This window comes from Dolichospermum sp. UHCC 0352 (assembly GCF_009711925.1).
GTDB classification, from domain to species: domain Bacteria; phylum Cyanobacteriota; class Cyanobacteriia; order Cyanobacteriales; family Nostocaceae; genus Dolichospermum; species Dolichospermum lemmermannii.
In genome coordinates this window covers 1-26,213 of record NZ_VIKY01000152.1, presented here as the reverse complement: position 1 = coordinate 26,213, position 26,213 = coordinate 1, and the positions used below count along the sequence as shown (strand labels likewise).

At 37.5% G+C, this 26,213-nt stretch carries 21 protein-coding genes; 12 read left to right on the top strand and 9 right to left on the bottom strand.

Annotated elements, in window-relative coordinates; all coding sequences use genetic code 11:
• Positions 1-204: 204 nt before the first annotated feature.
• From FJR06_RS10470 to FJR06_RS10455, 4 genes are all read left to right on the top strand, one after another.
• On the top strand, positions 205-810 hold the full coding sequence (locus FJR06_RS10470; protein WP_015083513.1) for an exopolysaccharide biosynthesis protein: 606 nt from the start codon (positions 205-207) through the stop codon (positions 808-810).
• Positions 811-1,204: 394 nt separating this feature from the next.
• Positions 1,205-2,803, top strand: a complete 1,599-nt coding sequence (locus FJR06_RS10465) for an Hsp70 family protein (protein ID WP_168651389.1) — start codon at positions 1,205-1,207, stop codon at positions 2,801-2,803.
• 253 nt (positions 2,804-3,056) lie between these two features.
• On the top strand, positions 3,057-4,214 hold the full coding sequence (gene ldpA, locus FJR06_RS10460) for a circadian clock protein LdpA (protein WP_015083511.1): 1,158 nt from the start codon (positions 3,057-3,059) through the stop codon (positions 4,212-4,214).
• A 25-nt stretch (positions 4,215-4,239) separates the two neighbouring features.
• On the top strand, positions 4,240-5,991 hold the full coding sequence (locus FJR06_RS10455; protein WP_168633489.1) for a R3H domain-containing nucleic acid-binding protein: 1,752 nt from the start codon (positions 4,240-4,242) through the stop codon (positions 5,989-5,991).
• Between the two features lie 211 nt (positions 5,992-6,202).
• On the opposite strand, the gene FJR06_RS10450 is transcribed toward FJR06_RS10455, so the two are convergent.
• Positions 6,203-7,735, bottom strand: a complete 1,533-nt coding sequence (locus FJR06_RS10450) for a transporter substrate-binding domain-containing protein (protein WP_168651388.1) — start codon at positions 7,733-7,735, stop codon at positions 6,203-6,205.
• Between the two features lie 527 nt (positions 7,736-8,262).
• Between FJR06_RS10450 and FJR06_RS10445 the strand changes: the two genes are divergently transcribed.
• Complete coding sequence (locus tag FJR06_RS10445; RefSeq protein ID WP_371723777.1) at positions 8,263-9,618, top strand: TolC family protein; 1,356 nt, start codon at positions 8,263-8,265, stop codon at positions 9,616-9,618.
• Between the two features lie 64 nt (positions 9,619-9,682).
• On the opposite strand, the gene FJR06_RS10440 is transcribed toward FJR06_RS10445, so the two are convergent.
• Positions 9,683-10,147, bottom strand: a complete 465-nt coding sequence (locus FJR06_RS10440) for a DUF29 domain-containing protein (RefSeq protein WP_015083507.1) — start codon at positions 10,145-10,147, stop codon at positions 9,683-9,685.
• Positions 10,148-10,579: 432 nt separating this feature from the next.
• On the opposite strand from FJR06_RS10440, the gene FJR06_RS10435 reads away from it, so the two are divergent.
• Positions 10,580-11,701, top strand: coding sequence for a ferrochelatase (locus tag FJR06_RS10435; protein WP_168651386.1), 1,122 nt, complete (start codon positions 10,580-10,582; stop codon positions 11,699-11,701).
• A gap of 87 nt (positions 11,702-11,788) precedes the next feature.
• On the opposite strand, the gene FJR06_RS10430 is transcribed toward FJR06_RS10435, so the two are convergent.
• The 5 genes from FJR06_RS10430 to FJR06_RS10410 all read right to left on the bottom strand — a co-directional run bounded on the left by FJR06_RS10430 (position 11,789) and on the right by FJR06_RS10410 (position 18,120).
• Positions 11,789-14,644: a zinc-dependent metalloprotease gene (locus tag FJR06_RS10430; RefSeq protein ID WP_168651385.1), complete on the bottom strand. Its 2,856-nt coding sequence runs from the start codon at positions 14,642-14,644 to the stop codon at positions 11,789-11,791.
• A gap of 103 nt (positions 14,645-14,747) precedes the next feature.
• Entirely contained in the window at positions 14,748-16,808 is a 2,061-nt protein-coding gene (locus FJR06_RS10425) for a ribonuclease R family protein (protein WP_168651384.1), read from the bottom strand.
• 298 nt (positions 16,809-17,106) lie between these two features.
• Positions 17,107-17,322 carry a 30S ribosomal protein S18 gene (gene rpsR, locus FJR06_RS10420; protein ID WP_015083502.1) on the bottom strand — a complete coding sequence of 72 codons (216 nt, stop codon included), beginning with the start codon at positions 17,320-17,322 and terminating at the stop codon, positions 17,107-17,109.
• A gap of 2 nt (positions 17,323-17,324) precedes the next feature.
• Positions 17,325-17,519, bottom strand: a complete 195-nt coding sequence (rpmG, locus tag FJR06_RS10415; RefSeq protein ID WP_010998585.1) for a 50S ribosomal protein L33 — start codon at positions 17,517-17,519, stop codon at positions 17,325-17,327.
• Between the two features lie 46 nt (positions 17,520-17,565).
• Positions 17,566-18,120, bottom strand: coding sequence for an RDD family protein (locus tag FJR06_RS10410; protein WP_015083501.1), 555 nt, complete (start codon positions 18,118-18,120; stop codon positions 17,566-17,568).
• 255 nt (positions 18,121-18,375) lie between these two features.
• On the opposite strand from FJR06_RS10410, the gene FJR06_RS10405 reads away from it, so the two are divergent.
• Together FJR06_RS10405 and FJR06_RS10400 are read left to right on the top strand one after the other, a co-directional pair.
• Positions 18,376-18,963 carry a Panacea domain-containing protein gene (locus tag FJR06_RS10405; protein WP_015083500.1) on the top strand — a complete coding sequence of 196 codons (588 nt, stop codon included), beginning with the start codon at positions 18,376-18,378 and terminating at the stop codon, positions 18,961-18,963.
• Complete coding sequence (locus FJR06_RS10400; RefSeq protein WP_168651383.1) at positions 18,935-19,312, top strand: hypothetical protein; 378 nt, start codon at positions 18,935-18,937, stop codon at positions 19,310-19,312. The genes FJR06_RS10405 and FJR06_RS10400 overlap by 29 nt, the downstream gene beginning before the upstream one ends.
• A 15-nt stretch (positions 19,313-19,327) precedes the next feature.
• On the opposite strand, the gene FJR06_RS10395 is transcribed toward FJR06_RS10400, so the two are convergent.
• Positions 19,328-19,612, bottom strand: coding sequence for a hypothetical protein (locus FJR06_RS10395; protein WP_015083498.1), 285 nt, complete (start codon positions 19,610-19,612; stop codon positions 19,328-19,330).
• Positions 19,613-20,054: 442 nt separating this feature from the next.
• Here FJR06_RS10395 and FJR06_RS10385 point away from each other — a divergent pair, with 442 nt between their 5' ends.
• From FJR06_RS10385 to FJR06_RS10370, 4 genes are all read left to right on the top strand, one after another.
• Positions 20,055-21,995 carry a P-loop NTPase fold protein gene (locus FJR06_RS10385; protein ID WP_015083497.1) on the top strand — a complete coding sequence of 647 codons (1,941 nt, stop codon included), beginning with the start codon at positions 20,055-20,057 and terminating at the stop codon, positions 21,993-21,995.
• Between the two features lie 122 nt (positions 21,996-22,117).
• The gene (locus tag FJR06_RS10380) at positions 22,118-22,345 is read left to right on the top strand and encodes a hypothetical protein (RefSeq protein ID WP_015083496.1); all 228 of its coding nucleotides are present in this window, start codon (positions 22,118-22,120) and stop codon (positions 22,343-22,345) included.
• Positions 22,342-22,773, top strand: coding sequence for a putative toxin-antitoxin system toxin component, PIN family (locus FJR06_RS10375; protein WP_015083495.1), 432 nt, complete (start codon positions 22,342-22,344; stop codon positions 22,771-22,773). Before FJR06_RS10380 ends, FJR06_RS10375 begins: the two co-directional genes overlap by 4 nt.
• Before the next feature lie 72 nt (positions 22,774-22,845).
• Positions 22,846-23,136 carry a hypothetical protein gene (locus FJR06_RS10370; RefSeq protein ID WP_015083494.1) on the top strand — a complete coding sequence of 97 codons (291 nt, stop codon included), beginning with the start codon at positions 22,846-22,848 and terminating at the stop codon, positions 23,134-23,136.
• Between the two features lie 141 nt (positions 23,137-23,277).
• Here the strand turns inward: FJR06_RS10370 and FJR06_RS10365 are convergent, their stop codons facing one another.
• A complete protein-coding gene (locus FJR06_RS10365) occupies positions 23,278-25,728 on the bottom strand; it encodes an ATP-dependent Clp protease ATP-binding subunit (RefSeq protein WP_168651382.1) in 2,451 nt (816 codons plus the stop codon).
• Positions 25,729-26,213 lie beyond the last annotated feature (485 nt).

The window sequence follows — 26,213 nt, the reverse complement described above, 5'->3', positions numbered from 1 at the left end:
TATTTGATGATATCTTAACTGATTGATATGATTTATTTAATGATATCTTAACTATTATTTATGTAATTAAACAGGAGATGGTCACTAAACAAGGTAAAAAATGAAAATCAAAACTCCTATCTGTCAACAAGGAAGCATCCAACGGGTTTCACTCCTGAATTTTGCTGTATCATAAGAATCAGAAAAATCATTAAAATCATAGTTATGAATTTGCGCTTTTCTCAAGAAATTAAATCCCTTCTAGAACGTTTAAGTGAACAGCCACTAACTTTAGGTGATATCCTAGCGGAAACTTCCGAACGGGGTTTTAGCTTAGTAATCACATTACTAGTATTACCTTTTCTATTTCCCATGCCTCCAGGCTTAACCAGTCCTTTAGGTGGTGCTTGTCTATTATTATCATTGCAAATGGTTTTAGGGAGGAGAACACCTTGGCTACCCAAGAAAATCGCTAACTATAAATTTCCCAACGCCTTCGCTAAAATCATCTTACAAAATCTGCGTCGCGTGACTAGGGTATTAGAAAAAATTGCCCGTCCCCGACTACAAAAAGTCGCCAATCATCCTTTAATTTGGCGATTTAACGGGCTGTGCATCTCTTGGTTAACAATACTACTAATTTCCCCCATTCCCTTTACCAATCCCATTCCGACTGTGGGGATTTTACTTTTGGCAGTTGCTACTATTGAATCTGATGGTTTATTAATGTGTATTAGCTATATTGCTACTCTCTTGATTACTATGCTATTTGGTTTTATTGGTTATGCATTATGGTTAGCCCCCAACTTACTGCCTGCTATGTTCAAATAAAATTTTTGGCATTCCTGATCAAAATTTGTTAAGATATAAATCCCAAAGAAAAAAACCCTTAGGCACAAGCCAAGGGTAATGGTTTAATTAAGGTGCATCTACTATTTGAGTATCCACGGCTGATTCTGTTATGTCCGGATAATTTCTGTATAACTTTCAATTTTGTATTCTCATCCTTTCGAGAAAGTATGTTTTGTCACAAACTATAAAAAACTTAATATCCAATATCAATACCTTGTCCATTTTTTGTAGGTCGGGTTAAGCAACAGCGCAACCCGACGCTCATGTTGGGTTATGGCCTCGCCACACTTCGTGAACGTACCTCAACCCAACCTTGTATCTTAGAGGTATGTTAGATATTTATTTGGATACCTGACTTAAATAATCAAAGAATATGGCGATCGCTATTGATTTCGGTACAAGTAACACAGTTATCACTCGTTGGAATTCTGTCACCCAACAAGCAGAAACCCTGAATCTACCCAGATTATCAACGCAACAATTTCTTAATCCTCCACTGATTCCCAGCTTAGTTTATGTAGAAAATGCCAGCCTTGGTAAAATTATAGCTGGACAACAGGTACGCGATCGCGGTTTGGATATCAAAACTGATGCCAGATTTTTTCGGAGTTTTAAACGGGGAATTGGTGCAGATATCCAGGGTTTTTTACCGGAACTTGATGGACAAAACATTAGCTTTGAACAAATAGGAACATGGTTTTTAAGCAAAGTAATTGCAGAATTAGCACCTTTAGAAGGGGGAATAGATTCCTTGGTTTTAACCGTACCAGTAGACAGCTTTGAAGCCTATCGTCACTGGTTAGGGAAAGTTTGTCAATCATTAGCAGTCGAACAGGTGCGGATGTTGGATGAACCCACTGCTGCGGCTTTGGGGTATGGTTTAACAGATCAAGGAACTCTCTTAGTCGTTGACTTTGGTGGTGGAACTTTAGATTTATCTTTAGTGAGTTTAGATCAAGGTACACAAGCCAAGACTAAACCTCTAGGATTTCTTCTCAAATGGGGTGATAAAAATCTGGGTGAAAATTCTCAACAAAAGACTAAAACAGCCCGTGTATTAGCAAAAGCAGGGCAAAATCTAGGCGGAACTGATATTGATAATTGGATAGTAGATTACTTTGCTAAAACCCAAGGATTGCCAGTTAGTTCTCTCACAGCGCGACTAGCGGAACAGTTGAAAATTCAGCTATCTCACCAAGATAAAGCTAGTGAAGTTTATTTTCATGATCAAACTTTTGAAAGTTATGAAATGGATCTTGATCGTTACACCTTTGAAAATATTTTGCAGGAAAACGGATTTTTTGATAAACTGCATGATGTAATGATGACGCTATTACAGCAAGCGCGACGCTACGGTATAGAAATTGATGATATTAATGCAGTATTATTAGTTGGGGGAACTGTACAGTTGCCCGTAGTGCAAGCATGGATAGAACAATATTTTGAACCAGAAAAAATCCGCCGTCAATTGCCTTTTGAAGCAATCGCTCAAGGGGCGTTACAAATAACTCAAGGGATAGAAATTAAAGACTATCTTTATCATAGTTACGGTGTGCGTTATTGGGATCGCCGCAATCAACGTCATAGTTGGCATCCAATTATTAAAACTGGACAACCTTACCCCATGACTCAACCCGTAGAATTAGTTTTGGGTGCTTCTGTGGAAAATCAACCCAGCATTGAGTTAATTATTGGGGAATTGGGCGCTCAAACAGGTGGAACAGAGATATACTTTGAGGGCGACCGCTTAATTACTCGTCAGCTTGATCATGGTGCAACTACTGTTAAGCCTCTCAATGATACAGTAAATGCCAGTAAAATTGCCAAACTTAAACCTCCAGGATTTCCGGGAAGCGATCGCATTAAAATCTATTTTCAAGTTGATGAACAACGGTTTTTAAGAATTACTGTTGAGGACTTATTAACAAATAACATCCTATTAGAAAATCAACTTGTAGCCAAATTAACTTAACTTACCTTTGGGGGTTAAAGTCCCCTGCTTCTACAAGCAGCGGGTTTTGTGTCGCGGTAAAATCCCCATTGCAAAACGTAATTCTAAATTCTAAATTCTGCATTCTTTTAATCCAGATTTCTCACCAATAAATCAAAACAGAGAGGCTTTATAGTAGTATAAAAATTTACCAATAAAAAACTAGTAACAAAAAAATCTAAATTTTCCTGATCACAGGCTGCTATTTTCAGTCGAATAAACGCATAATGGAAATGTGACTGATTTATTAGCCCCTTTACAATCCCTACAACAGGGTAACTGGTTCAAATTAATTTGCGGAGCCAGTTACCAACATCTTCCTGCGGTCAGAAACTTAACATTAGCCTACACCTTGGCTGGTGCTGACTGTATAGATGTAGCAGCAGATCCGGCAGTCATTGCCGCCACCCAAGAAGCTTTACTGGTAGCCCAAAGCTTGAGATATAATGCCCAAAAGCGAGGCTTTGCCTTGACAGGGAATTTGCCCTTGTTGATGGTCAGTCTCAATGATGGCGAAGATCCCCATTTTCGGAAAGCTGAGTTTAATTCTCAAGACTGTCCCCGCGATTGTTCCAGACCATGTGAAAAAATTTGTCCAGCCCAAGCAATTTTATTTAACAATACCAAAGATGATTTTTCTGGAGTAATCGCTGAAAAATGTTATGGCTGTGGCCGTTGCATTCCTATCTGTCCTTATGGGATAATTTATACAAAATCTTATGAGTCAACGCCAGGGGAGATCGTACCATTGATCATGTCAACGGGAATAGCAGCCGTAGAAATTCATACTCAAGTGGGGCGGTTGGCAGAATTCCAACGGTTATGGGACGCGATGACACCTTGGGCAGATCAATTAAAGTTAGTAGCCATCAGTTGTAACGATGGAGAAGGTCTAATTAATTACCTAAAAGCTATTTATGATTTAATTATCCCCCGTCCCCAGTTTTTAATTTGGCAAACTGATGGACGTTCAATGAGTGGTGATATTGGTGATGGTACAACCATAGCCACAGTGAAATTGGGGCAAAAAGTTTTGGCAGCAAACCTACCGGGATATGTGCAGTTAGCAGGCGGCACTAATAGCTACACCGTTCCTAAATTAAGGGGAATGGGACTGCTGAAAGAGGCAGGGGAGCAGGGGAGCAGAGGAGCAGGGGGGAAAGAGTCCCCAGCTTTTATCTCTGGGGTTGCCTATGGTAGTTACGCCCGTGTATTGCTGTCACCCATTCTTGACCAGTTAGAAAAAAAGGAGGTGATTAACACTGATAGTCAAGGCAATATTCGCCTGGAATCAGAACCGGAATTACTATGGGAGGCTGTAAGGGTTGCCCATACTCTCGTTTCCCAGATTAAGTCTGAGCAGTCGCGCTCATCGCTCCAAGCATATCTCTAAAAACGTCAAGTCACCAATAGAAAGCATGACGATTACAGAAGATCTCCAAAAGTTGTTAGACATTTTGCCCCAAGACCTTCAAGAAAAACTAGAGCATCATCCTAATGGAGATAATTTAGTTGAAGTGGTTTTGGATTTAGGCCGTCGTCCAGAAGCTCGGTTTCCCCATGTAGCTGAGTATTTGAGCGAAACACCAGTCACTCAAGCACAGATAGATGATTGCATTCAACGAGTGGGAAATTTTGGGGGGGATAATCGGGCAGGAATTGAGCAAACTTTGCATCGGATCAGTGCTATCCGTAACCGTAGCGGTAAGATTATTGGCTTAACTTGTCGGGTCGGCAGGGCGGTATTCGGAACAATTGCCATGATCCGCGATTTGGTGGAAACTGGTCAATCAATTCTCATGCTAGGTCGTCCGGGTGTTGGTAAAACCACGGCTTTAAGGGAAATTGCCCGTGTGTTGGCAGATGACTTAAATAAGCGAGTGGTCATTATTGACACATCTAACGAAATTGCTGGGGATGGTGATGTTGCTCACCCAGCCATTGGTCGGGCGAGACGGATGCAAGTTTCTAAGCCAGAATTACAACATCAAGTCATGATTGAGGCTGTGGAAAACCATATGCCAGAAGTCATTGTCATTGATGAAATTGGCACGGAATTGGAAGCTTTAGCAGCCCGAACCATTGCCGAACGGGGGGTGCAATTGGTAGGAACTGCCCACGGTAATCAGATTGAAAACCTGATTAAAAATCCCACTCTGTCTGATTTGGTGGGGGGGATTCAGGCTGTGACGCTGGGAGATGATGAAGCTAGACGGCGTGGTTCGCAAAAGACAGTTTTGGAACGCAAAGCGCCACCTACTTTTGAGATTGCTGTGGAGATGCTGGAACGGCAACGCTGGGTAGTTCATGAATGTGTGGCGGATACGGTTGATACTTTGTTACGTGGTCGTCAACCGACTCCACAAACGAGAACTGTTGATGACAATGGCAAGGTTGGCGTTGTTAGACAGTTGGCTGTGGTCAATGGTGGCAATAGCAATGGTAATGGCCATGGTCACATTACTAATGTGGAGGAATCTTTCCTCTCTGCTCAGCCTAATGGTTGGCGTTCTTCTGGACAAATGGTGGCTTTACCACCTTTATCTTTAGATCGGGAAAGACCGACGGGACGCAGTGAATTTGACCGTTTGTTGGATGAATCTTTCAATTACTCGGAAAGTTTTGATTTTGCCAGCCGCAAACAAGCAGGTCCCAATGGGGAAGATTTACCATTGCACATTTACCCCTATGGGGTGAGTCGTCAGCAATTGGAACAGGTGATTAATGTGTTAACTTTGCCAGTGATATTGACCAAGGACTTGGATAGTGCTGATGCTATTCTGGCTTTGCGATCGCACGTCAAGAATCACGCTAAGTTAAGACAAATGGCTAAGGCTCGTCATGTACCCATTCATGTGATCAAGTCTAGTACAATTCCCCAAATTACTCGCAGTCTCCGCCGCTTACTGAATATTGATGATCCAGATATTGGCGATGACCGAGAGTTACAACTGTTATTACACAACGGTGGTGATGATGAAATGGACGCTTTGGAGGAGGCGAGGCTTGCTGTGGAGCAGATTGTCATCCCTAAAGGTCAGCCTGTGGAGTTATTACCCCGTTCTTCCCAAGTGCGGAAAATGCAGCATGAGTTGGTGGAACATTATCGTCTCAAATCGGATAGTTTTGGCGATGAACCTAATCGGCGGTTAAGAATTTACCCGGCGTAGGTTGTTGATAATTTTCCCCTGAAAGGATTGTTTTTACATCTTTTCAGGGGATTTTTTTATTGTTTACACTAAGCACGGGCGGAAAATGGACTTTTGTAAAATTAGGAAAAACCTATTACCGGATGACAAGCTGTTGTGCATTTAGTTTATATAATTCTAGCGAGCATCTTGCCCGCACTACAAAGGGAGTGGAAGGAGCGATCTCCTAAAACTAACTATCTGGTTGTACCCAGCCCTTAATAGTTGATTTGATAACTTTTAGATATTTGTTATCAAGAATAAACTCATCAATTGCAGTTTCACCACCAGCTTTTAAAGCACTAGCAGCACGACGCTGGAATTTAGGAGTAGTGTTATCTTTAATATGAGAAATTTGTTCTGCTTCAGTAGCACTAGGATTATCTGTTTCCAATTGTTTCAGAAGTTGTTGGATTTCTGTTGCTGCTTCTGCAAGAGTTTGTTTCTGTTCTGGAGTATAATTATTTTGATTAAATGTAACATTACTACCTGATGCTGCTCTATCTACAAATTGGTTATTTGCATTTCTCTGATCATATTTAGATTGATAAGATTCCGACATAGTATCTCCTAGATTTTGATAGTTTTGTGCATAAAAGCTAATGTTTTTTACGTTGTATACAATTGTATAGATTTTTGTTACGAATGATAATATTGGTAAAACCACATGATCGCTTTGCTTATTTGAAAGTTCCAATTTATTAACTTTTTTCTTAAGTACATCTAAAATTTTTCCGTTTATTATTGTGGGAGTAAGCTTGTTCAAAAAAAGTAGCATAAGGAAAGTAAGCAATATACTTACAGCGATAATTTTTATTAAAAATCCCGATTCATAATAATTAAGTTCATAAAGTTCCGCTAAAAAATTATTTTGAGTATCATCTAGATGATTGTTTTTTCTCAATTCTTGAGCTTTTGTCTGTTCCAAAAAAATATTTATTTTATCTAAAATATCTTGATTTTGTTTGAGATTATAAATAATTATTCCGTATGGCTCGTGGCTTAATGGTTTAGAATAAGGCACAATAGAATATTGTTGACTAATACCTGGATGTTGATCTTCGAGATCCTTTAACATACCTTCTAAAATAATTTCATCAGAGGCATATGCACTAATCTCATTAGAGTTTAATTTGTCAAAAGCATTTTTCCTATCAACTGGTTTAACTTCTTTTGCTGATGTATAAATTGAACCTATTAGAGGATTTGTAGTTGTAGTCGTCCCATAAACTCCGATTGTTTCTCCTTTAAAAGGCTCTAGCTGATAAAAAGATTCTTTTTTTTCGTTCTTAAGCAAAAGCTTTGCTCCTGTCCAAGCAAAAGACTTAGAAAAATCAGCATTTTTATTTTTTAGCTCAACTTTACGGTCTTTAGTTATGGTGTTAGGTCCACACTCTCCAATTAAAGGTGTATTGTCATCTCCATAACCTGTAAATCTGATTTTTTTTAAAGATACTTGTTTGAATTCTATATGTATTTTATTATTTGGATTATTTTTATTCATCCATTTTTCTAAATCTTTTAGGAAGTCATTACAGTAACCACCCCACTTTGAATATCTGTCTCGATAACTTACAGGAGAAGCATCAATTCTAAGTCCAAAAAACAGGTTTTTTTCTGTTTGTACTTGATTAGTATTATTGTTTAGAGTCTGGGTAAAACCAGGATAGCTTAGGAACAAAATACTTACTATTACCACATCACCAAGCAAATAATTTAGTTTCATTTTGCGGTTTCAAATATCAATGAAAAGGCTATCAACTTAAGAGGCTGTTTGTTAAAGATTATGAAGCAATAGATTGAGACTTTGTAAGTCTTTTTAACATAAGATGTCGTTTTTTCTCCACTAATAAGCTATGGCTTCACCCATCGCAGCATCTGAAAGAGGATAGATGATTACTTATCCTCAATGTCCATTACTTAATCTTTTAAAAAAGAATATAAAGTATTTTATACGTAATTGATGGTATATACTTAATTAAGACCGTAGATATATTGAACTATTTACATCACCATATTTATCAACGATAAATCAAGGATTTCGAGAATTTTAGAGGGTTAATGAATAATTACGATATATTATAACTACTTCTTTGGAATGTTGACAAGATAAAAATTTGCTAAATTCATTACTGTGATGTCAATAATCATGAGTTAGAATTAAGACATCAAAATATATTATCTTTGTTTCAAAAAAAATAAGTAATTATTATGTTACCCTACGATTACAGAGCATTCATAACTATTAATTGTGTGCTAGTTTTGAGTAATATTGGACTCAGTATGGCACAAGTACCTAATAAACTTGATCCTAGTTCCAATCCTTTGCTATTCCCTACTAAACCAGAGGAAATAACAATTCAAAAAACTGTGCCAATTACTTTAGAACAAGCACTGGAATTAGCAATACGTAATAATAATGACAGAAAAGTGTCGTTGTTACAGGTAGAACGTAGTCAAGAGGCTCTCAAAGAAGCTCAAGCATCTTTATTTCCTTCTGTTAATATCAGCACCAGTCTGAGTTATGGACAAAATGCTACAAATACATTGCTTCAGCAACAAACAATTTTGAATACAGCATTTGGAAATAATTTACCGAATACTACGACTTTCAATACTCAAGTGCAACTTTCCTATGACCTGTATACCTCTGGGAAAAGAACAGCCACCATTAAACAAGCAGAATATCAATTGTGGTTTGATAAGTTGGGTATTAAATCCTCGTCAATTCGTTTGAATGTTAAGTTATATTACTATAATTTGCAACAAGCAGATGAACAAGTACGCGTTTTTCAGTCATCGGTGATGAATGCTCAAGCTAGTTTGGGAGATGCAATAGCATTAGAACGAGCTGGAGTAGGTACTCGCTTTGATAAGTTACGCTCTCAAGTGAATTTAGCTAATGCTCAACAGCAACTCACTAAAGCATTTGCTCAACAACTAATTGCTCGCCGTCAGTTAGCTACTCTGCTAAATTTATCCCAGTTAGTCAATATTAGTGCGGCTGATGCTGTGCAGATAGCTGGTTTGTGGAACAAAACATTGGAGGACAGTATTATCCTAGCTTATCAAAATCGAACAGAGCTAAAGCAGCAAGTTGTACAACGTAATATTAGTGAGCAGCAGTTGAGACAGGCATTGTCAAGCAGTAGTCCGCAAATTAGCTCTAATTTGAACTATAACTTATTAGATAATTTTGATGATCAAGTAAATGTTAGTGATGGTTATTCTCAGTCAATACAAGCAACTTGGAACTTATTTGGTGGTGGAGCAACTAGAGCTAAAGCAGAGCAGGCTAGAGCTAATATAGCGATCGCCGAAGTTTCCTTTTCTGAACAGCTAAAGCAAGTTCGATTTCAGGTAGAACAGGCTTTTTATCAACAGAAGTCTAATTTAGATAATGTACAAACTGCCAATGCTGCGCTGGAACTGGCTAGGGAGGCTTTACGTTTAGCAAGACTAAGATTCCAATCTGGTGTTGCTACTCAAACTGATGTGATTAATGCAGAAAACGATCTCACAACAACAGAAGGTAATCGAGTCACTGCTGTTTTGGATTACAACCGCTCTTTAGCCCAATTAGAACGATATGCACCAAAAACGCACTAATTATAAATTGTCAGATTATAAATTGTCAGATAAAAAGTTGAGGTATCTAATCTTCCATTGATTTTCACTCCCAATATTTACTAGATAAAAGTAAATCTGTTTTATAATCAAATTGCCAAGTTTCTGGAAATTGAGTTTGTTTATATTCAACAGAAACTATATCTACAGCATCAAGGTAAACCTCTGTAAATATTTGCGCTAGATAGGGTTTAAGACTAGGAGATTCTTTTAATAATATTTGGATTTGTTTACGTTGTTCTATAATAGTTATTTCCCAACCGTTGAAGTTTTCAGCACTATTAACATATATCCGTTTGAGAATATGAGATAGTAAGACTAATAACCGATTCCTTAATTCTCTTCTTTCGCTTTTACCCAATGTTTCAATCTCCTCAATTAAATTATCAAAATCAAGATTTTCTATGTCTTTATTTTTGAGTTGGTTGACTGTTCTTTCGCACCATGCGAGAAAATCACATTCATAGAGAATATCGTTTTTCTCGATGTTTTCGGTCATGTTTTGGGTCATAATTTTACCTTTAGTTATTTGTCTGATTCAGGATTTACAGGCTTGTGATTTTTCTCTATTTGTCAGAATCTAGATTTTTGGTAAATGGCGGGTTATGCTAACACTAACACACCCGATAAATTAACTTTTCAATTAATTATCACACACAAGAAAGATAAATTACAACATCCTGTAAATCCTTAAATCCTGAATATCCTGATTCTGACAACCAACAACCCCAAACACAAACCCACATCCTGTACATCCTTAAATCCTGGATATCCTGATTCTGACAATAAATATAAATAAGATCGTTCAATACCTGAGATGTATATTTTTATTTTTATTTTTATCCTATCCCCCCGGATAGGATATTATGCTACAAATTGAGAGAGATCATCTAGTAATTCTCTAGGCTTGTCTCCCTGTTCTAGTTATCTTGAGGAACTCATTGTGGTTGCAACCCCTGAAAAACTGCACGCTACCCATAGTCACGAGCATCTACCCAGTAAAGACCGTGTAGCCGTATTGCTGATGGGCTATGGCGAAGTCGAAAGCTACGAAGATTTTGCTAACTATAACGAACAAGCTTTAAATTTACTGACTGCTAAATTTGCTCCTGTTCCTACTTGGATTTATCCCCCTTTAGCCAAACTTTTGGCATTATTTGATCGTCATGAATGGGGACACACACATCATGATTTTATCTCCCCACATAATGCCATTTTTGAAAGACAAAGAGCGGGTATTGAACACGAATTACAACATAAATGGGGTAATGGTGTTCAAGTTTTCAAAGCTTTTAACTTTTGCGCTCCTTTTTTACCAAATCAAGTTTTAGCCGAAATTAAAGATCAAGGCTTTAGCAAACTGCTGATTTATCCATTATTGGTTGTTGATTCCATTTTTACCAGTGGTATTGCTCTTGAACAAGTAAATAATGCTCTGGTAGAATTAGCTGATGGTGATGAACATTGGATCAAAGCCCAAAGATATATTCCTTCGTTCTACAATGAGCCAAAATATATTGATTTAATGGCGCATTTGGTAGAAGAAAAAATTCATACTGATTTGGCTACAGGTTATCTACCGTCGCAAATTGGGATTATCTTGATGAATCATGGTTGTCCCCACAAAGCTAAAGGTTTTACATCGGGAATTGATGAAAGTCAAGCCATGTATGAGTTAGTTAGAAACAAGTTAATTAACAATTATCCGTTAATTTCTGTGGGTTGGTTAAATCACGATACCCCATTAATTGAATGGACTCAACCAAATGCTACAGTAGCCGCTCAAAATTTGATTCAATTGGGTGCAAAGGCGTTGCTATTTATGCCCATTGGTTTTGCCACGGAAAATCATGAAACTTTATTAGATGTGCATCACATTATTCATGATTTAGAAAAGCAACATCCAGATGTAGATTATTTACAAATGGCTTGTGTTAATGATGATCCACAATTTCTAGCTATGGTTGCTGAATGGGCAAATGCACATATTGCTGAGTTGATGGAAACGGAAGGAATGGCTGTTAATTCACAATCAGCTATTACTCACCACCATCACCATCATTAAAAAGAATCTGTAAGGGCGCAGGAACTGCGCCCATTAACTCTGGAATTTATCTAACCGCAGAGGCGCAGAGGACGCAGAGTAAAAAAATTAATTCCCTACTAGTGGTGCATTTAAGGTTTTCTCAATGCGATCGCGTGTTTCCAATAAAAAAGCCTGTGTATATTCATCTTCAGAGTTCACCCGTTTTAATTGATTATTTAATTGCTTGAGTTTATACCAGGCTAAAGTACGGGCATCTTCAGGAGTAGCTTCTTTTCGCAACACCATTCCCATCAGTACATTTAGATATTCCCGTTGTAAACCTCTCCGCAAACTGGAAATTTTTAATTTGCCTTTAGGTTGCAAAACTTCCGACCAAATCCCAGTTTGTAAAGTATCAAATAATTCTGGCAAGGTGAGAGATTTTCCTGTTTCACTTTTTAATTCTAGATCCTTAATCCGTGTTAAGCGATCGCTTGCCAATAAATCCCGTAACACCGCAGTCTGCACCAACAACACTAAATCATGAATTGGATAATCTAACCGTCCGATTTGAATATTAGTCCCCCAATGTAGCCACCGTGAAGGTACTAATTTATTCAGTAATTCCGGGGGAAATTTCAAAGCATCTTCCGCAAAAACATACTTTTGCATTGTCATCAATGCTTGTCGCTGTTGTTCTACCGGCACAGGGACAAATGGTAATTGTCCTTTAGTATCATTTGGTTTAACTCGGTAAAAAGACTGTCCACCAATGTATTTACTGGTATAGTATAAATTCTGTAAATAATTTCTGAGGATGGTATTAAAACGCTCTTCTACATCGCTAGAATTTTCTGCATCTATAGCATATCCCTGATTTAATCGTTCCCACATCCGCCGCGCATTAGCCAATTGTGAATGAGAATAAACCAATACATTACTGCTATGATCCCAAGGATTCACCGTCGGATCACTATTAGATAAATCCTCATCAGGAGCATAACTCAACTCTCGTTGGTTAGATTTTCCAGCAATTGCTGCTAAAAACGACTTTTCTCCCATGGTAGTTGACGCTTGACTGGGAGTGTAACCATACTCAATTACCCATTCATCATAGGGTCCCACCTGCTGTGGAAAATAATCTCCCTGCTTGACACCATTAGGGGCAATGTTTGGGGGAATATAATCCATAACCGATGCTGTCATTCCTTTAGTCTGCGTAATTTCTGGATTATTCATCTCCTCTGGAAAGAGCAAGGTACTACCACGGAAATTATGACGCAAACCTAAAGTATGACCAACTTCATGGGTAATAATTAAACGTAAATATTGATGGATATAATCTTTTAACTGCTCTGGACTTGGTGTAGTATTTCCTAACATTGACATTGCTAAAGAACCAAAAGCCAACTGATTAGATGCTTCCATGCCATAGCATAAATCATAATCTGTCGCTAGTTTAGACAAATTGCCTAATGATTTTGGAGATTTTTGATTACCTTTGCCACACAAACGCCCATTGTTGACCAATGTTGATAAAGAAGTGCTAGTTTGTGAATTTTGAGGTTGAATAATTTGCCGATAATCATTTTTTAATAATCGGACAAAACTACCATCAATCAGAATATCTGCATTCAAAATTTCTCCAGTTAAGGGATTAACACGGGATGGACCCATCGCAAAAAAACCATCTACAGTATTAATCCAACGGATAGTATTATAGCGAATATCGGCTGGGTCCCAGGTAGCATTATCAGGCATTTGTTGAACTTGAATAGCATCCTTGAATCCTGCTTTCAAAAAGGCTTGATTCCACATCAAAATTCCCTCTTTGATAGACTGACGATATTCTAGAGGTACAGCATTATCAATCCAAAAAACAATCGGTTTTTTCGGTGGAGAAATTGCGGCTGTGGGATCTTGTTTTTCTAAATTCCAGCGATTAATATAACGAACAAAAGTATCTCTCCGTTCATCTTTAGATAAATCTTGATAAGCTGTGAGGAAATAACCTACCCGTTCATCAGCTAACCGAGGTTGATATTTAGTTTTTGGTAATTCCGATAAACTATAATGTACCTTTAAGGTAAAACCGCGACTATCTGGTAAAACATCCGAATTCTTGCCACCATTAGCAAAATTGAAAATCGTCCCAATTTCTAAATTATTGGGAAATACTTTCGCATTACCAAGATAACCTTGATCGGGACTAACAGCTAATTCTAAATTAGTAGATAATCCTGCCAAATCTGTGAGTAGTAAATCACCTAAATCAATAAGAATAGTTTTTCCTTGTGAATTAATACTCTTAATAGGAATAGTGTAAAGAACAGAATCACTAAATGATCTTGCTACTGATCTGGCTTGGGGATCTCCTTCACGAGTCCGAAAATTGACATTACGAACCACAAACTGGATTTGATTATCTACCTTTTGAAAGTAGAATAAGAAATCTTGTAATGGCATTCCACTATAAATACCTTTTTCACCAATTCCCGATTCTAAAGTTGAGTTTGCTATAAAGTTTTTTTGGAGTTGTTCTGGTTTAATTTCCAGATAGATTTTATTTTTATGCTTATGACGATAAATAGTAAAGATTCCCTCTGATTTTTGAGTATCTTTGGTAAGTTCTGTAAAATCTTCTAATTCATCTTCTTTCGGTGATTTAGAATTGGATTCAGGTTTAGTTTTTGGTTTCTCTGTTTCCTTCTTAACTTGAAGAAATGGCTGTTTTCCTACTTCCTTTAAATCCTTAAATACCCAAACAAAATTTTGTATTTTTACCTGATGATTTTGATCAATAACTGCTATTTTGGAAGATGGTAGTTTTAATTGTTGAACAATTTTATCCACATTAGTGGTTTGTCTCTCTATTTCTATATTTGAATTATCATGATTATTTATTAATGATTTAGCATCAGCAGTTTCTATGGAAACAAATAGACTATTAAACAAAATGAGAGCGAAAGTAAACTTATTCATTTCCTAACTTCCTGATAATTATTGTTTAATAGCCGTCTGAAATGGAAACTCTCCAACTTTGCGCCTTTGCTCCTTTGCGACTGGGCGCGAAACATAACCTATCCTAATTCGTAACTGATTGGGCTTCCTGATACATAATTTCCTGGAAGTGAATCATATCTTTTTGGGGATCAGCCAAACTAACTTTCACTAATAAATTTTCTCCCAAACTGACAGAACGCCGGAAGGACATAGGCAATTGTAAACCCAAATCTTCTAATAAAATTAGTCCTAAATTGCTATCTTCTCGTAACCACATTAATACCGTTACCTGCCAAACTTGTTCAGGATGACGACGTAAATATTCTAAAGCGTAATATCTATTAGTTTGTCGTTCCACCATTGTTGCTTCTTGAGTGATGCTGCTGACCGTCATCATCACTTCTTTGAGTTGTTCAGCAGAGAAGGGTAAACCTTCGCCGCGTAAATGCGCTTTTAATTGGAAGTGGGTGAGTAAGTCGCTATAACGACGAATGGGGGAAGTAGCTTGAGTGTAGGTATCTAAACCCAAACCAGCATGGCGCACTGGTGTAATGCTCATTTCGCTTTTAGGCATACAGCGTCGCATCGCACAGGAACGAACAAAACCGGCTGGAAGCAGGAGCAGTTCTTCCTCTGGAGGTAATTCTGGTTGGGGTTGGCCGCGAAAGGGCAGCGGGATATTATGAGTTTGTCCGTAACGGGCGGCAACTTCTCCAGCAAGAATCATCATTTCTGCGACTAATTGGCGGGAGGAAGAATCATCTAAAACATCAATATTGATATCATCGTCTTTGACTTTGATCATCGCTTCGGGCATATTGATACTGATAGCACCTTGACTATAACGCCAAGTTTTGCGGATTTTTGCCCAATTAGCGATCGCCTCAATTTCTGGTTCTGCTTGAACTCCCAACTCCAGCATCTCATCCACATCTTGATAGGTGAGGCGGTAGGTAGGCTTAATTAAACCAGTGTGTATACAGTAATCTTCCACAGCCCCAACTGCATCTAAAATCACCCCAAAGCTGAGGGCGCAACAGACTTTCCCCTGAATTAAACTCATGGGACCTGTGGCCAACACCTCTGGGAACATGGGAATCATCCCTGTTGGTAAATATACCGTACTGCCCCGTTTTCTGGCTTCCAAATCCAACTCATCATCTGGCATTAATAACCGCGTTGGGTCAGCAATATGCACCCATAACCGTTCCTTACCATCTGGTAATATCTCCCAACTCAAACCATCGTCTATTTCTGTAGTGCTTTCATCATCAATGGTATATACCTTGAGATGTGTGAGATCGAGACGGTTTGTATCTAAATCTGTAGGAGGAAAATCCCAACATTCTTGCGCCACTTCTAATACCTGATGAGGAAATTGAACGGAAATTGATGAACGGCGCAGGAACAGGTTTTCGTGGGAAGTCCACAAACCCAAATCTATCAAGAGTTGAAAGGCCGCCTGGGGCGTAGCAGAACGTCCCAGCATATTCATAGTTTCTAATACTGAGATTGGAGGCGGACAAGCACGAGCTAAAGAGTCGTAATTTATTTTTAGCATCACCACATCCGCCAGCAAAGTCGCATACTTTTCTAATGCGTCTAAACGCTGGCGATCCAGTCGTTGCCATTCTACCACTTGTCCCTGGAGCGCCTGTTCTATCCGGGCTAAAAATTCCTGCTGTCCCTTGGCTTTTTGTGATTCTACTTGAATCTGGTGCTTGCGTTCTGCTATTTGCGCTGCGCTGCGGGGTTCGTAAGCGTCTCCTTTTTGTTTGAAATAGAGTTTATCTTCTGATAACAAACAATGGGCTGCATAACACTGGGGAGGTGTGGATTCCGAAAATAGGAGATTTGCCAATTGGCTAGGAGTGACAGTTTCTCCATCTTCAATCAGTAGTTCCCAAGCTATTTCCAGACTTGATGGATCTAGATAAGGCTGAACTTGACTTAAAAACTCAGCGATTTCCCCTGGTTTATAGGTTTGTCCGTTAACCGTGTAGGTAAATTGGTTATTTTTGATGTTATGGGATTGACCACGTTCATCTACTACAAACCAACTAGTTTTACCGTCTGGACGATCTATCACTCCAAGACGGCGATCGCCTTTAACCCTAAATTCAACTAACGTCCCCTTATCCACAACTGTCGCACTTTAATTTTAATATTTTGAGATTTTTAGACTGGAAATTCTGGATTAAATAACGGGTATTTAATCCTTTATTTAATAATTTGCTGTGAGAAATGCTATTCCAGTTTAGAATTCCATCCTCAAATTTAGCGATATCGTACCATTTTTGAGAATGAATTAATTAAATGTTTTTAGCAATTTCCTAACATTAAATATTAAATTTTAGATTTTGGACTCAAAGTAACTGGGCATATCCATGCAACTGCTACTTTTTTGGATGATCATCCAAAATCCAAAATCCAAAATATTCTTAACCTTCGGCGTTAATGAAGGGCAATAAAGCCACAATTCGAGAGCGTTTAATGGCTAGAGTCAGAGCGCGTTGTTGCTGACAGGTTAAACCGGTGATTCTCCGAGGTAATATTTTACCACGTTCGGTGAGAAACTTCCGCAACAAATCTACATCTTTGTAATCAATGGGATCTCCGGGCTTAATTGGAGAAAGGCGACGACGATAGTAACTCATTCTTACTTAATTTCCTTGTGAACTGTGTGTTTGTTGCAGTGGGTACAGAACTTTTTCAGTTCTAAGCGGTTGGTTGTGTTCCGACGGTTCTTGGTACTGGTATAACGGGATACGCCAGGTGAACGTTTATCTGGATTTGTTCGACACTCGGTGCATTCTAGTGTCACTATTATGCGCGCACCTTTACTCTTAGCCATAATCTTAGAAACTGTAAAGCCTGGAGATAATTAACACAAATGGTTATTATCTCATATTTCGTGGAAATTTTGCAACTAACCGTTTAATTTTTATATCTAATGAATAACCCCGACGGGAAGAAACTATGATAGTCCGAAAAAAGCGGTCATGGAATGCCTGTCGCATCTGAGTATCGGATAAAGCTGCACCGCCGTCAATGATCAGGGGAAGTAATAGGACGACAGCAGCGGGATTGAGGATGATATTCCCCAAGAAAATGGATAATAACAAGCTAGAAAAGCAAATAATCCCTTCTCGCAGTAATAAGGTCTGAAATTGGGGGATTCTATTGACTATTTCGCCATTTGCAACTTCTAGGATCTTTAAATCAAATGCCCAACGGCCTAAACTTTGTCCTTGATTGTTGTAAACTATGATGACGCGGAAAATTAGCCAAGCAAAAATAAAAACAAAGATTTGGGTAAATTGAATCCCGATTTGATTACTTCTGAAAATAGAACTCAGGAACCATGCACAGAAGAAGTCAAGAGCTAAGGCCATACCTCGACGGGTAAGATCCCCTTTTGGGAAGTGTCTTTGATTGACTTTAACAAGAGTCATAGCCTTTACCTCGCTGCTGGTAGAATAGTGAGTTTATTTAAACTTGTATCAATATCTCTCAACAATTTAAAATCATCCTCTGATAAAAGATAACTATTGTTACTAACTAAGGTCTAGGGTTTCTATCAAAGTATAGCCAGATTTAATTTTTAGTAAAATTATACTAATTTGGTAATCCCAGATTATAATATTATATGTAAGTAAGCTTGAAAATTTTTTCAGATATTCATTCTATTTTGATTTGCGAGTCTGATTATGATTGATTGTCTCAATGCAGCTCGTTACTTTATTGCGAGAGCCTACGAAGACAGTATGGAAGCAGAAATGACTAATATGAAAGTTCAGAAGCTTCTGTATTATTCACAAAGCTTACATTTGGCGATGTACGATGAACCGTTATTTGCAGAAGAAATTCAAGCATGGCGATACGGTCCTGTGTGTCCTCCTGCTTATAGATTTTATAGTGAATTTGAAGCTAATCAATTACCTGTTCCTAGTCAAGAATTATTGTTACAAATTCCTGATGATCAGAAAAAACTTCTCGAAGAAGTGTGGGAAAATTTTGGAGGTTATCACGCCTATTTGCTGAGTGATATGACTCATTTGGAGTTTCCTTGGAAAAAAGCTCGTAAGGGTTTACTACCCCAAGCAAGCTCAACTAAGCCGATTTTGCTGGAGGATTTGAAAGCATTAGGTCATCAAAAATTAGACTTAATAGAACGTGATCATCCTGCTTATCAACCTATAATGTCTGAACTTGTGAAGGACGCTTGTACTTCGGAATCATCAACTAGAATCAAGAAAGGAGAAGTGCGTGACTGGCTTAATTCCCTTCTCGATTGAAGAATCCGAAAATTTTAAACGTTCTTTCAAAAAACTGAGAAAAGTTCATGGAGATGCTTTTGTTGAATTGATTGTAGAAGTATTGGAAGATTTGATTGCAGATCAATATCCTCCAAATTCCCGCCAAGAACCGTTACCTGGTAAGATTGATTTACCAGAAGGATTGACGTTTCATAAATTGGAATTGAGATTTGCTAAAGGTGCTTCTGGACAAATTAGATTGATGTATTTAGTCAATTCGGAAATTTGTGTAATTAAGCCTGTGTGGATTTATAGTCATGAACAGTTCACAAAACGCCCTGCTGACGTAGATTTAAAGAGCGTTGTTAGGGAAATATTAGACTGTTAATTTCAGCTATTTTACTTATTTATTAACAACTTCATTTAATGCTTCATGAATAATATCATCACTCACACCATGTCGTTTTAAACTAGCAATTAAAGCATTAACTGTATTATTTTCTAACTTTTCTAAATCTGCTCTCATTCCTTGTCCAATGTATGCTCGAATTAAGGGTTGATAACCAGAAAAACCAAGTATGGGTGCAAGTTGTTTCAATTCTTCTACTACATCTTCTGGTATTCTTAGAGTAACCGTAATCATGGGGCGATTTTTGTCTAAGCGTTGTTTTAATGTTTCAATCTTCATAATATTCTCGCTCCTTGCGTGTGGCTTTACGGGCTGAAATAATTCTGATTACATCATCATCTATATTAACAATAGGCTTATTTCCTTGACTTGGGAAAATGGTGACTATACTTACTCTGTTTCTTGGTCGGAAGGTTCAAGTAATTAAATGTATTTGAATATTTACAACAAGAATCAAAGAATATTACATAAAAAATGATACTTATTCAAAGTTCATGATCTTCATTGAAGTTTTGTGACACAAAATATGTACTTAGCAATGAAAGTAAACAAAAAATAAACTAGGAAAGTATTTACAACTACGCTTGTATATGATTATTATGTTAACGGGTATATAAGTTGCTACATCAGGCAATGAAGCAGATGTAAGGACGATTATCCAAAATAATTAAAAATGAATGCGCTAAAAAAGTTATTTATTCACTTTATCAGGAGATTGGATATGTCTCAAGCAAATACATCAATTAATCATCATGTTGAAGACTACTTAAATTATTATTGTGCATTACGTCATTCTCCTAAATTCGCTATTTTACTTAAAGGGAAATGGGGGTCTGGTAAAACATGGTTTATAAATCAATATCGTGAGAAGCTAGAAGAACAAGGAAAAAAATCTTTATATGTCAGTCTATATGGAGTTAGTAAATATTCAGAAATAGAAGAATCTCTTTTCCAGCAATTACACCCTTTCCGTTCATCTAAGGGAATGGTATTAGCAGGAAAAGTCTTTAAAGGGCTTTTAAAAGGTGCGTTAAAAATTGATTTAAATCATGATGGTAAAGATGATGGAACGTGGAATATTTCTATTCCAGATATAAACATTCCTGATAAATTTAAGGATTCTAATTTTGATCTTTTAATATTTGATGATTTGGAGCGTTGCAGCATAAACATTGCAAATATTTTGGGATATATTAGTAGCTTTGTAGAATCGCAGGATTTAAAAGTAGTCATAATTGCGAATGAAGATCAAATTAATATCAAACAAGAAGAATATAAAAGAATAAAAGAAAAGTTAATTGGTAAGACTTTTGAAATATTTCCTGATTTTTCAGGAGCATTAAATGATTTTATAAATCAAATAGAACACCATAAAATCAAATATATTTTACTAAATAATCTTAATCTTATTCAAGAACTATTTATAAAGGCAGAGTGTAAAAATTTAAGATTTTTGAATCAAATTAGTTTAGACTTTGAAAGAATATTTAATATTTTATCAGAAGAGGCACAGAAAAAATCCGATTTATTGGAGGAGATTTTACAATTATTAACAATTTTTTCAATTGAAATTTCTAGTGCAAGACTCAAAGCAGAAGATATTAGTCAGTTATCAGATAAAATAAGTAAAGAATATGCATCTTCAGAAATAAAAAAATATCATGCAACTGCTGATTTACAAGAAAATAATATCAAAGATGAAATTTCATGGTTGCAAACTTTTGAAAGATATGGTTTTGTAAATTTAATTCTCAATAGTCCCTTTCCTAGTTTATTATGGTGGGAAAATTTTTTTGATAAAGGCATTGTGGATCAAGATACTTTAGAAAAATTAATGCCAAATAGCAAATATTTTGAAGATGAAAATACTCCTAATTGGTTGAAACTGTGGTACTATACTAGACATACAGATGAAGAGTTTGAAAAAATACTTAATCAAGTAGAGTCAGAATACAAAAAGAGAAAATTTGAAGACATTGGCATAATTAAACATATTACTGGATTATTTTTACTGTTTTCTGATACTGGAGTATATAGCAAAAATAAGCCAGATATTATTGATGAATCAAAAAAATATATTGATGAATTAAAGATGTCTGGGAAGCTAGATATAAAATATCGTGATGAGATATTCGATAATTATATGGGACTTGTTTTTCCATCTAAAGATTCTCAAGAGTTTAAAGATTTTGAGAATTATATTGAGCAATGTAAAAAAGAAGTAATGCTTCAAAATATGCCTAATGAAGCAAATAAATTATTGAAGGTTATGCAAAATAATATTAATGAGTTGCGCCCCCTAATTTGTATACCTTCGTCAAACTATTTAGATATTTTTCAAGAAACATATTATAACTTTCCTATTTTCAAATATTTATCACCTAAAGACTTTATGAAAACAGTTTTCATGCTTTCTAATGAGAAGATAAATTACTTATTTTATTTGTTGCAAGAAAGGTATAAGTATAGAGGTATTGTTGAAAAATTAGTTGATGAATTGGATTTTCTTAAAGAGGTTCAAAAGTTATTATTAGCAGAAGTTATTCACAGAGAAGGGAAAATGAGTGGATACATATTAAGTCTTGCAAACAAAAAATATTTGCAAAAAATTATTAGTGATCTTGAACAAATAAAAAATGCTCCCCAGCCAAATAACATATAAAATTAATAATATTTGATAATCCCTCTACTCGACTATATAGACAAAGTTAATAATTTTCACATCCAAGTTATGCAAAATACTGTAAATAATTTATAATCTTAAATAATGACTTGGGAAATTAGATGATGATATCAGTCCCGATTACCTTAGAACAATTAATTACGGCTGTACAACAATTACAACCGCAAGAACGAGCAATAGTAGCTCAAGCATTGATAAAATTTGATTTAGCTGCTGATTTGACAGCTTTAATTCAAGAATTATACTCCCAACCACCAATTGATGATATTACAGATGATGATATTATGGCAGAAATCAAAGCTGTGCGTCAGCAAAACCGCCAAACATGAAATTTCGGGTAGTCATTGACACTAATATTTGGATTCGCATTTTATTGAGAGGGCGAGTCACATTACCAATTTTAGCAGCATTTAATGATCACAAATTCCAGTTATTGATGAGTCAACCTTTACTGGATGAATTTCATGACGTATGGAATCGGCCTCGATTAAAACAACGAATAGATGAAAATCAAGCTATTCGACTGGAACAGCAGTTAAAATACCGTTCAATATGGGTTGAAGCTACAACAATTCCGCCAAATTGTCGAGATATTAAAGATTTACCTATACTAGCTACAGCTATTGATGGTGAAGCAAACTTGATTGTATCTGGAGATGATGATTTACGTGCTGATGATACGCTGAGACTAGAAATGGAAGCTTATGGTATAAGATTGCTTGGTGTTAATTCTTTCTTGGAATGTTTAGAAGTTTAGCTATGAGAATATTGACCTTTTCCTAATAAATCCACTTTAATAAGATTAAAAAAGTGTGTTAACAATAAAGCCATGATAGATTTATCTAAAATAGCAGAACAAATACCAACACAAAATATTAATTTAGCTTTAAAGTTTTTACCAAAGCTACCAGCAGAGGCTTATACAGCATTGCAACATATAGAGATAATAGCTTCACCAGAAGATTGGCAAAAAATCACCTATCAAATAGCACATACTTTAGTAGATGCTCAATATGAAATCACTCATCGTCAAATTATGGAACAAATGAAGGTGGATAATTTAGATAAGATAGAATCTGATGATGATATTTTAGCCACTGCTTTGAAACTTACGAGTTAGTTTATATTCCGTCTTCCTCTGTGTCCTCTGTGCCTCTGTGGTTCGTTTAATCCATATTCTCCCGTAAAAACCCATAAAAAAAAGTGGGTTAACAATAAAGTCACCCACCAAATAAATTACTGATATTATTGAAATCCGTAATTAACCAACATTAGTTAATAACAACTCACGGGTTTCCGATTTTCTAACCTTTACCTGTCCATCATCATCTACATCCACAATAGCCTTATCTCCATCTGCAATTTCCCCAGATAAGATCGCTTCAACCAGAGAATCTTCCAACAGACGCACAATAGCGCGGCGTAATGGTCTAGCACCGTAGCTAGGATCATAGCCTTCTTGGACAACCTTCTCTTTAAAAGCTTCCGTCACTTCTAAAGTGATATTCTTCTCTTTGAGACGACTACCAACATCACGCAGCATGATTTCAGCAATTTGCTTGACCTCATCTTTGTTGAGTTGAGTGAAGACGATAATATCATCAACACGGTTGAGGAATTCGGGACGGAAATATGCTTTGAGTTCTTCGTTAACCAAGTTACGAATCCGATGATAACTAGCTTCTGCTGCATTATCAAACTCAAACCCTAAGCTACTACCACCTTTTTCAATTACCTTAGAACCAATGTTAGAAGTCAAGATAATTAATGTATTCTTGAAGTCTACTTTCCGACCTTTCGCATCCGTAAGATGACCGTCATCCAAGATTTGCAGCAGCATATTGAATACATCGGGATGCGCTTTTTCGATTTCGTCGAATAGCAACACTGTGTAGGGTTTGCGCCGTACAGCTTCCGTTAATTGTCCGCCTTCATCGTATCCTACATAACCAGGAGGTGAACCAATCAACTTGGAAACGTTGTGGCTTTCCATGTATTCGGACATATCTAAACGTACCATTGATTCTTCATCCCCGAAGAAGTAAGCCGCTAAGGCTTTAGCTAATTCGGTTTTCCCGACACCAGTTGGTCCAGAAAAGATAAAACTAGCAATGGGACGATTAGGACTTTTTAAGCCGACACGGGCGCGACGAATAGCGCGAGAAACCGATGTAACTGCTTGTTCTTGTCCAATCAATCTTGTATGTAAAGTGTCTTCAAGATGTAAAAGTAATTCAGATTCAGATTCAGTCAGTTTGTTAACGGGAACACCAGTCCAAGAAGCGACAATTTGAGCAATGTCTTCTTCGTTGACAAGGGGAGCGTTGACAGTTTCCTGATTTTCTTCTAAATCAAGTCTGGTTTGTAGTTCTAATTCTTGTATCCGCAATTTACCAGCTTTGCTAAAATCTTGAACTCTAATGGCTTCCGATTTGGCTTTGGTAGCGGTGGTTAATTCCCGTTTGAGTTCTTTGTTATTCGCAATGTGCGAGTGACGTAAACGCACGCGAGAACCAGCTTCATCAATCAAGTCAATGGCTTTGTCGGGTAGAAAGCGATCGCTAATATAACGATCTGCCAATTCAGCCGCCGCAACTACTGCTTCATCCGTAATATTGACTCTATGATGCTGTTCATAAGCACCGCGTAAACCATAGAGAATATCAATAGTTTCGGCTACCGATGGTTCTCCCACCAAAATTGGCTGGAAACGCCGCTCTAAAGCCGCATCACGCTCGATGTGCTGACGATATTCATCTAAGGTAGTAGCACCAATGCACTGGAGTTCACCCCGTGCTAAAGCCGGTTTCAGGATATTAGCTGCATCCAAACCGCCTTCTGTGCCACCTGCACCCACTAAGGTATGAATTTCATCAATCACTAAGATGATGTTTCCGGCGCTGCGGACTTCCTCCATGATTTTTTTGAGGCGTTCCTCAAAATCACCCCGGAAACGAGTTCCCGCTACCACAGACCCCATATCCAAACTAATTACTTGCTTATCAAGTAAAATTTCGGGGACATCTTGATTGATAATACGTTGCGCTAAACCTTCAGCGATCGCTGTTTTACCAACCCCTGGTTCTCCAATTAAAACCGGGTTATTTTTGGTTCTCCGACCGAGAATTTGCACAGTTCTTTCAATTTCCTTCTGGCGACCAACTACCGGGTCTAGCCTGCCATCCTGAGCCAGTTTGGTGAGATTTCTGCCAAACGCCTCTATGGATAAATTTTGATTGCGCTGGGAATTACTTCTACCACCAGTGACAACCGCTGTATCTTCACCCAATCGGCTCATCACAGCGGAACGGATAACTGGTAAATCCACTCCTAGATTTTGTAATACTTTGGCGGCGACTCCTTCACCAGCCTCAGTTAAACCTAATAATAAGTGTTCAGTGTTTATGTAATTATGTCCAAGACCGTGAGCTTCTCGGAAAGATTGCTCAAACAGGCTTTTTACTTTCGGGGTAAAAGGAATTTCCGGTGGGACAAACCCAGAACCCCGGCCAATTATTTTTTCTACTTCCCGACGGGCTTCTTTCAGGGTAACACCCAACTCAGCCAGCACCTTAGCAGCAACACCTGTTCCTTCTCCCATTAGACCCAGGAGAATTTGTTCTGTTCCTACAAAGTTGTGTCCCAGTCGTCGTGCTTCCTCCTGGGCTAACATAATTACCCTAATGGCTTCGGAAGTGAAGTGTTCAAACATAGCGGGTTCTTTCCCTCGTGCTGCTTGGACTTTGGGTGAGATATTATTTCACCCTCATCTAAAGTTTCTTGTATTTTCTTAAAGATAATGTATCTTTATTTTAAGCTGAATGGCAGTAGTGAGAGCCGTAAGTGACAAGGCGTAGTTGCCGTCATAAGAATACCCGGTAAGTTTCATTACCGCCTTGGAGTTAGGAAATTCGGGGTACTTTTGTGGTGTACTTTCAACGGGACAATTACCGATTCAAATTTCCCAACTCTGTACGCATAATGTTTTGCTCCAAAGAGCCTCCCATTTCTGGGGTAATGTTAGCTTCGACCAGTTATAAGAGCTTTTTAGACTTGCAACACTGTTTCAGTGACCTTAAAACTGTTTAATTGCAAATGACAGGGCAGGGAACTAGCTTCGCATTCCGGGGTGTCGTGACTCAAATAACGGCTACCATGAGGGTAAACTCAGGGTGGTCTGGTCAGCACGGCTTGCTT

Bases quoted from the DNA above. Each gene is read 5' to 3' on its own strand.
- FJR06_RS10380 (WP_015083496.1), top strand. From the start codon at position 22,118: ATGATGATATCAGTCCCGATTACCTTAGAACAATTAATTACGGCTGTA.
- FJR06_RS10395 (WP_015083498.1), bottom strand. From the start codon at position 19,612: ATGAAGATTGAAACATTAAAACAACGCTTAGACAAAAATCGCCCCATG.
- FJR06_RS10370 (WP_015083494.1), top strand. From the start codon at position 22,846: ATGATAGATTTATCTAAAATAGCAGAACAAATACCAACACAAAATATT.
- FJR06_RS10440 (WP_015083507.1), bottom strand. From the start codon at position 10,147: ATGACCCAAAACATGACCGAAAACATCGAGAAAAACGATATTCTCTAT.
- FJR06_RS10430 (WP_168651385.1), bottom strand. From the start codon at position 14,644: ATGAATAAGTTTACTTTCGCTCTCATTTTGTTTAATAGTCTATTTGTT.
- FJR06_RS10405 (WP_015083500.1), top strand. From the start codon at position 18,376: ATGATTGATTGTCTCAATGCAGCTCGTTACTTTATTGCGAGAGCCTAC.
- rpmG (WP_010998585.1), bottom strand. From the start codon at position 17,519: ATGGCTAAGAGTAAAGGTGCGCGCATAATAGTGACACTAGAATGCACC.
- FJR06_RS10365 (WP_168651382.1), bottom strand. From the start codon at position 25,728: ATGTTTGAACACTTCACTTCCGAAGCCATTAGGGTAATTATGTTAGCC.
- rpsR (WP_015083502.1), bottom strand. From the start codon at position 17,322: ATGAGTTACTATCGTCGTCGCCTTTCTCCAATTAAGCCCGGAGATCCC.
- FJR06_RS10465 (WP_168651389.1), top strand. From the start codon at position 1,205: ATGGCGATCGCTATTGATTTCGGTACAAGTAACACAGTTATCACTCGT.
- FJR06_RS10410 (WP_015083501.1), bottom strand. From the start codon at position 18,120: ATGACTCTTGTTAAAGTCAATCAAAGACACTTCCCAAAAGGGGATCTT.
- FJR06_RS10450 (WP_168651388.1), bottom strand. From the start codon at position 7,735: ATGAAACTAAATTATTTGCTTGGTGATGTGGTAATAGTAAGTATTTTG.
- FJR06_RS10470 (WP_015083513.1), top strand. From the start codon at position 205: ATGAATTTGCGCTTTTCTCAAGAAATTAAATCCCTTCTAGAACGTTTA.
- FJR06_RS10375 (WP_015083495.1), top strand. From the start codon at position 22,342: ATGAAATTTCGGGTAGTCATTGACACTAATATTTGGATTCGCATTTTA.
- FJR06_RS10455 (WP_168633489.1), top strand. From the start codon at position 4,240: ATGACGATTACAGAAGATCTCCAAAAGTTGTTAGACATTTTGCCCCAA.
- FJR06_RS10385 (WP_015083497.1), top strand. From the start codon at position 20,055: ATGTCTCAAGCAAATACATCAATTAATCATCATGTTGAAGACTACTTA.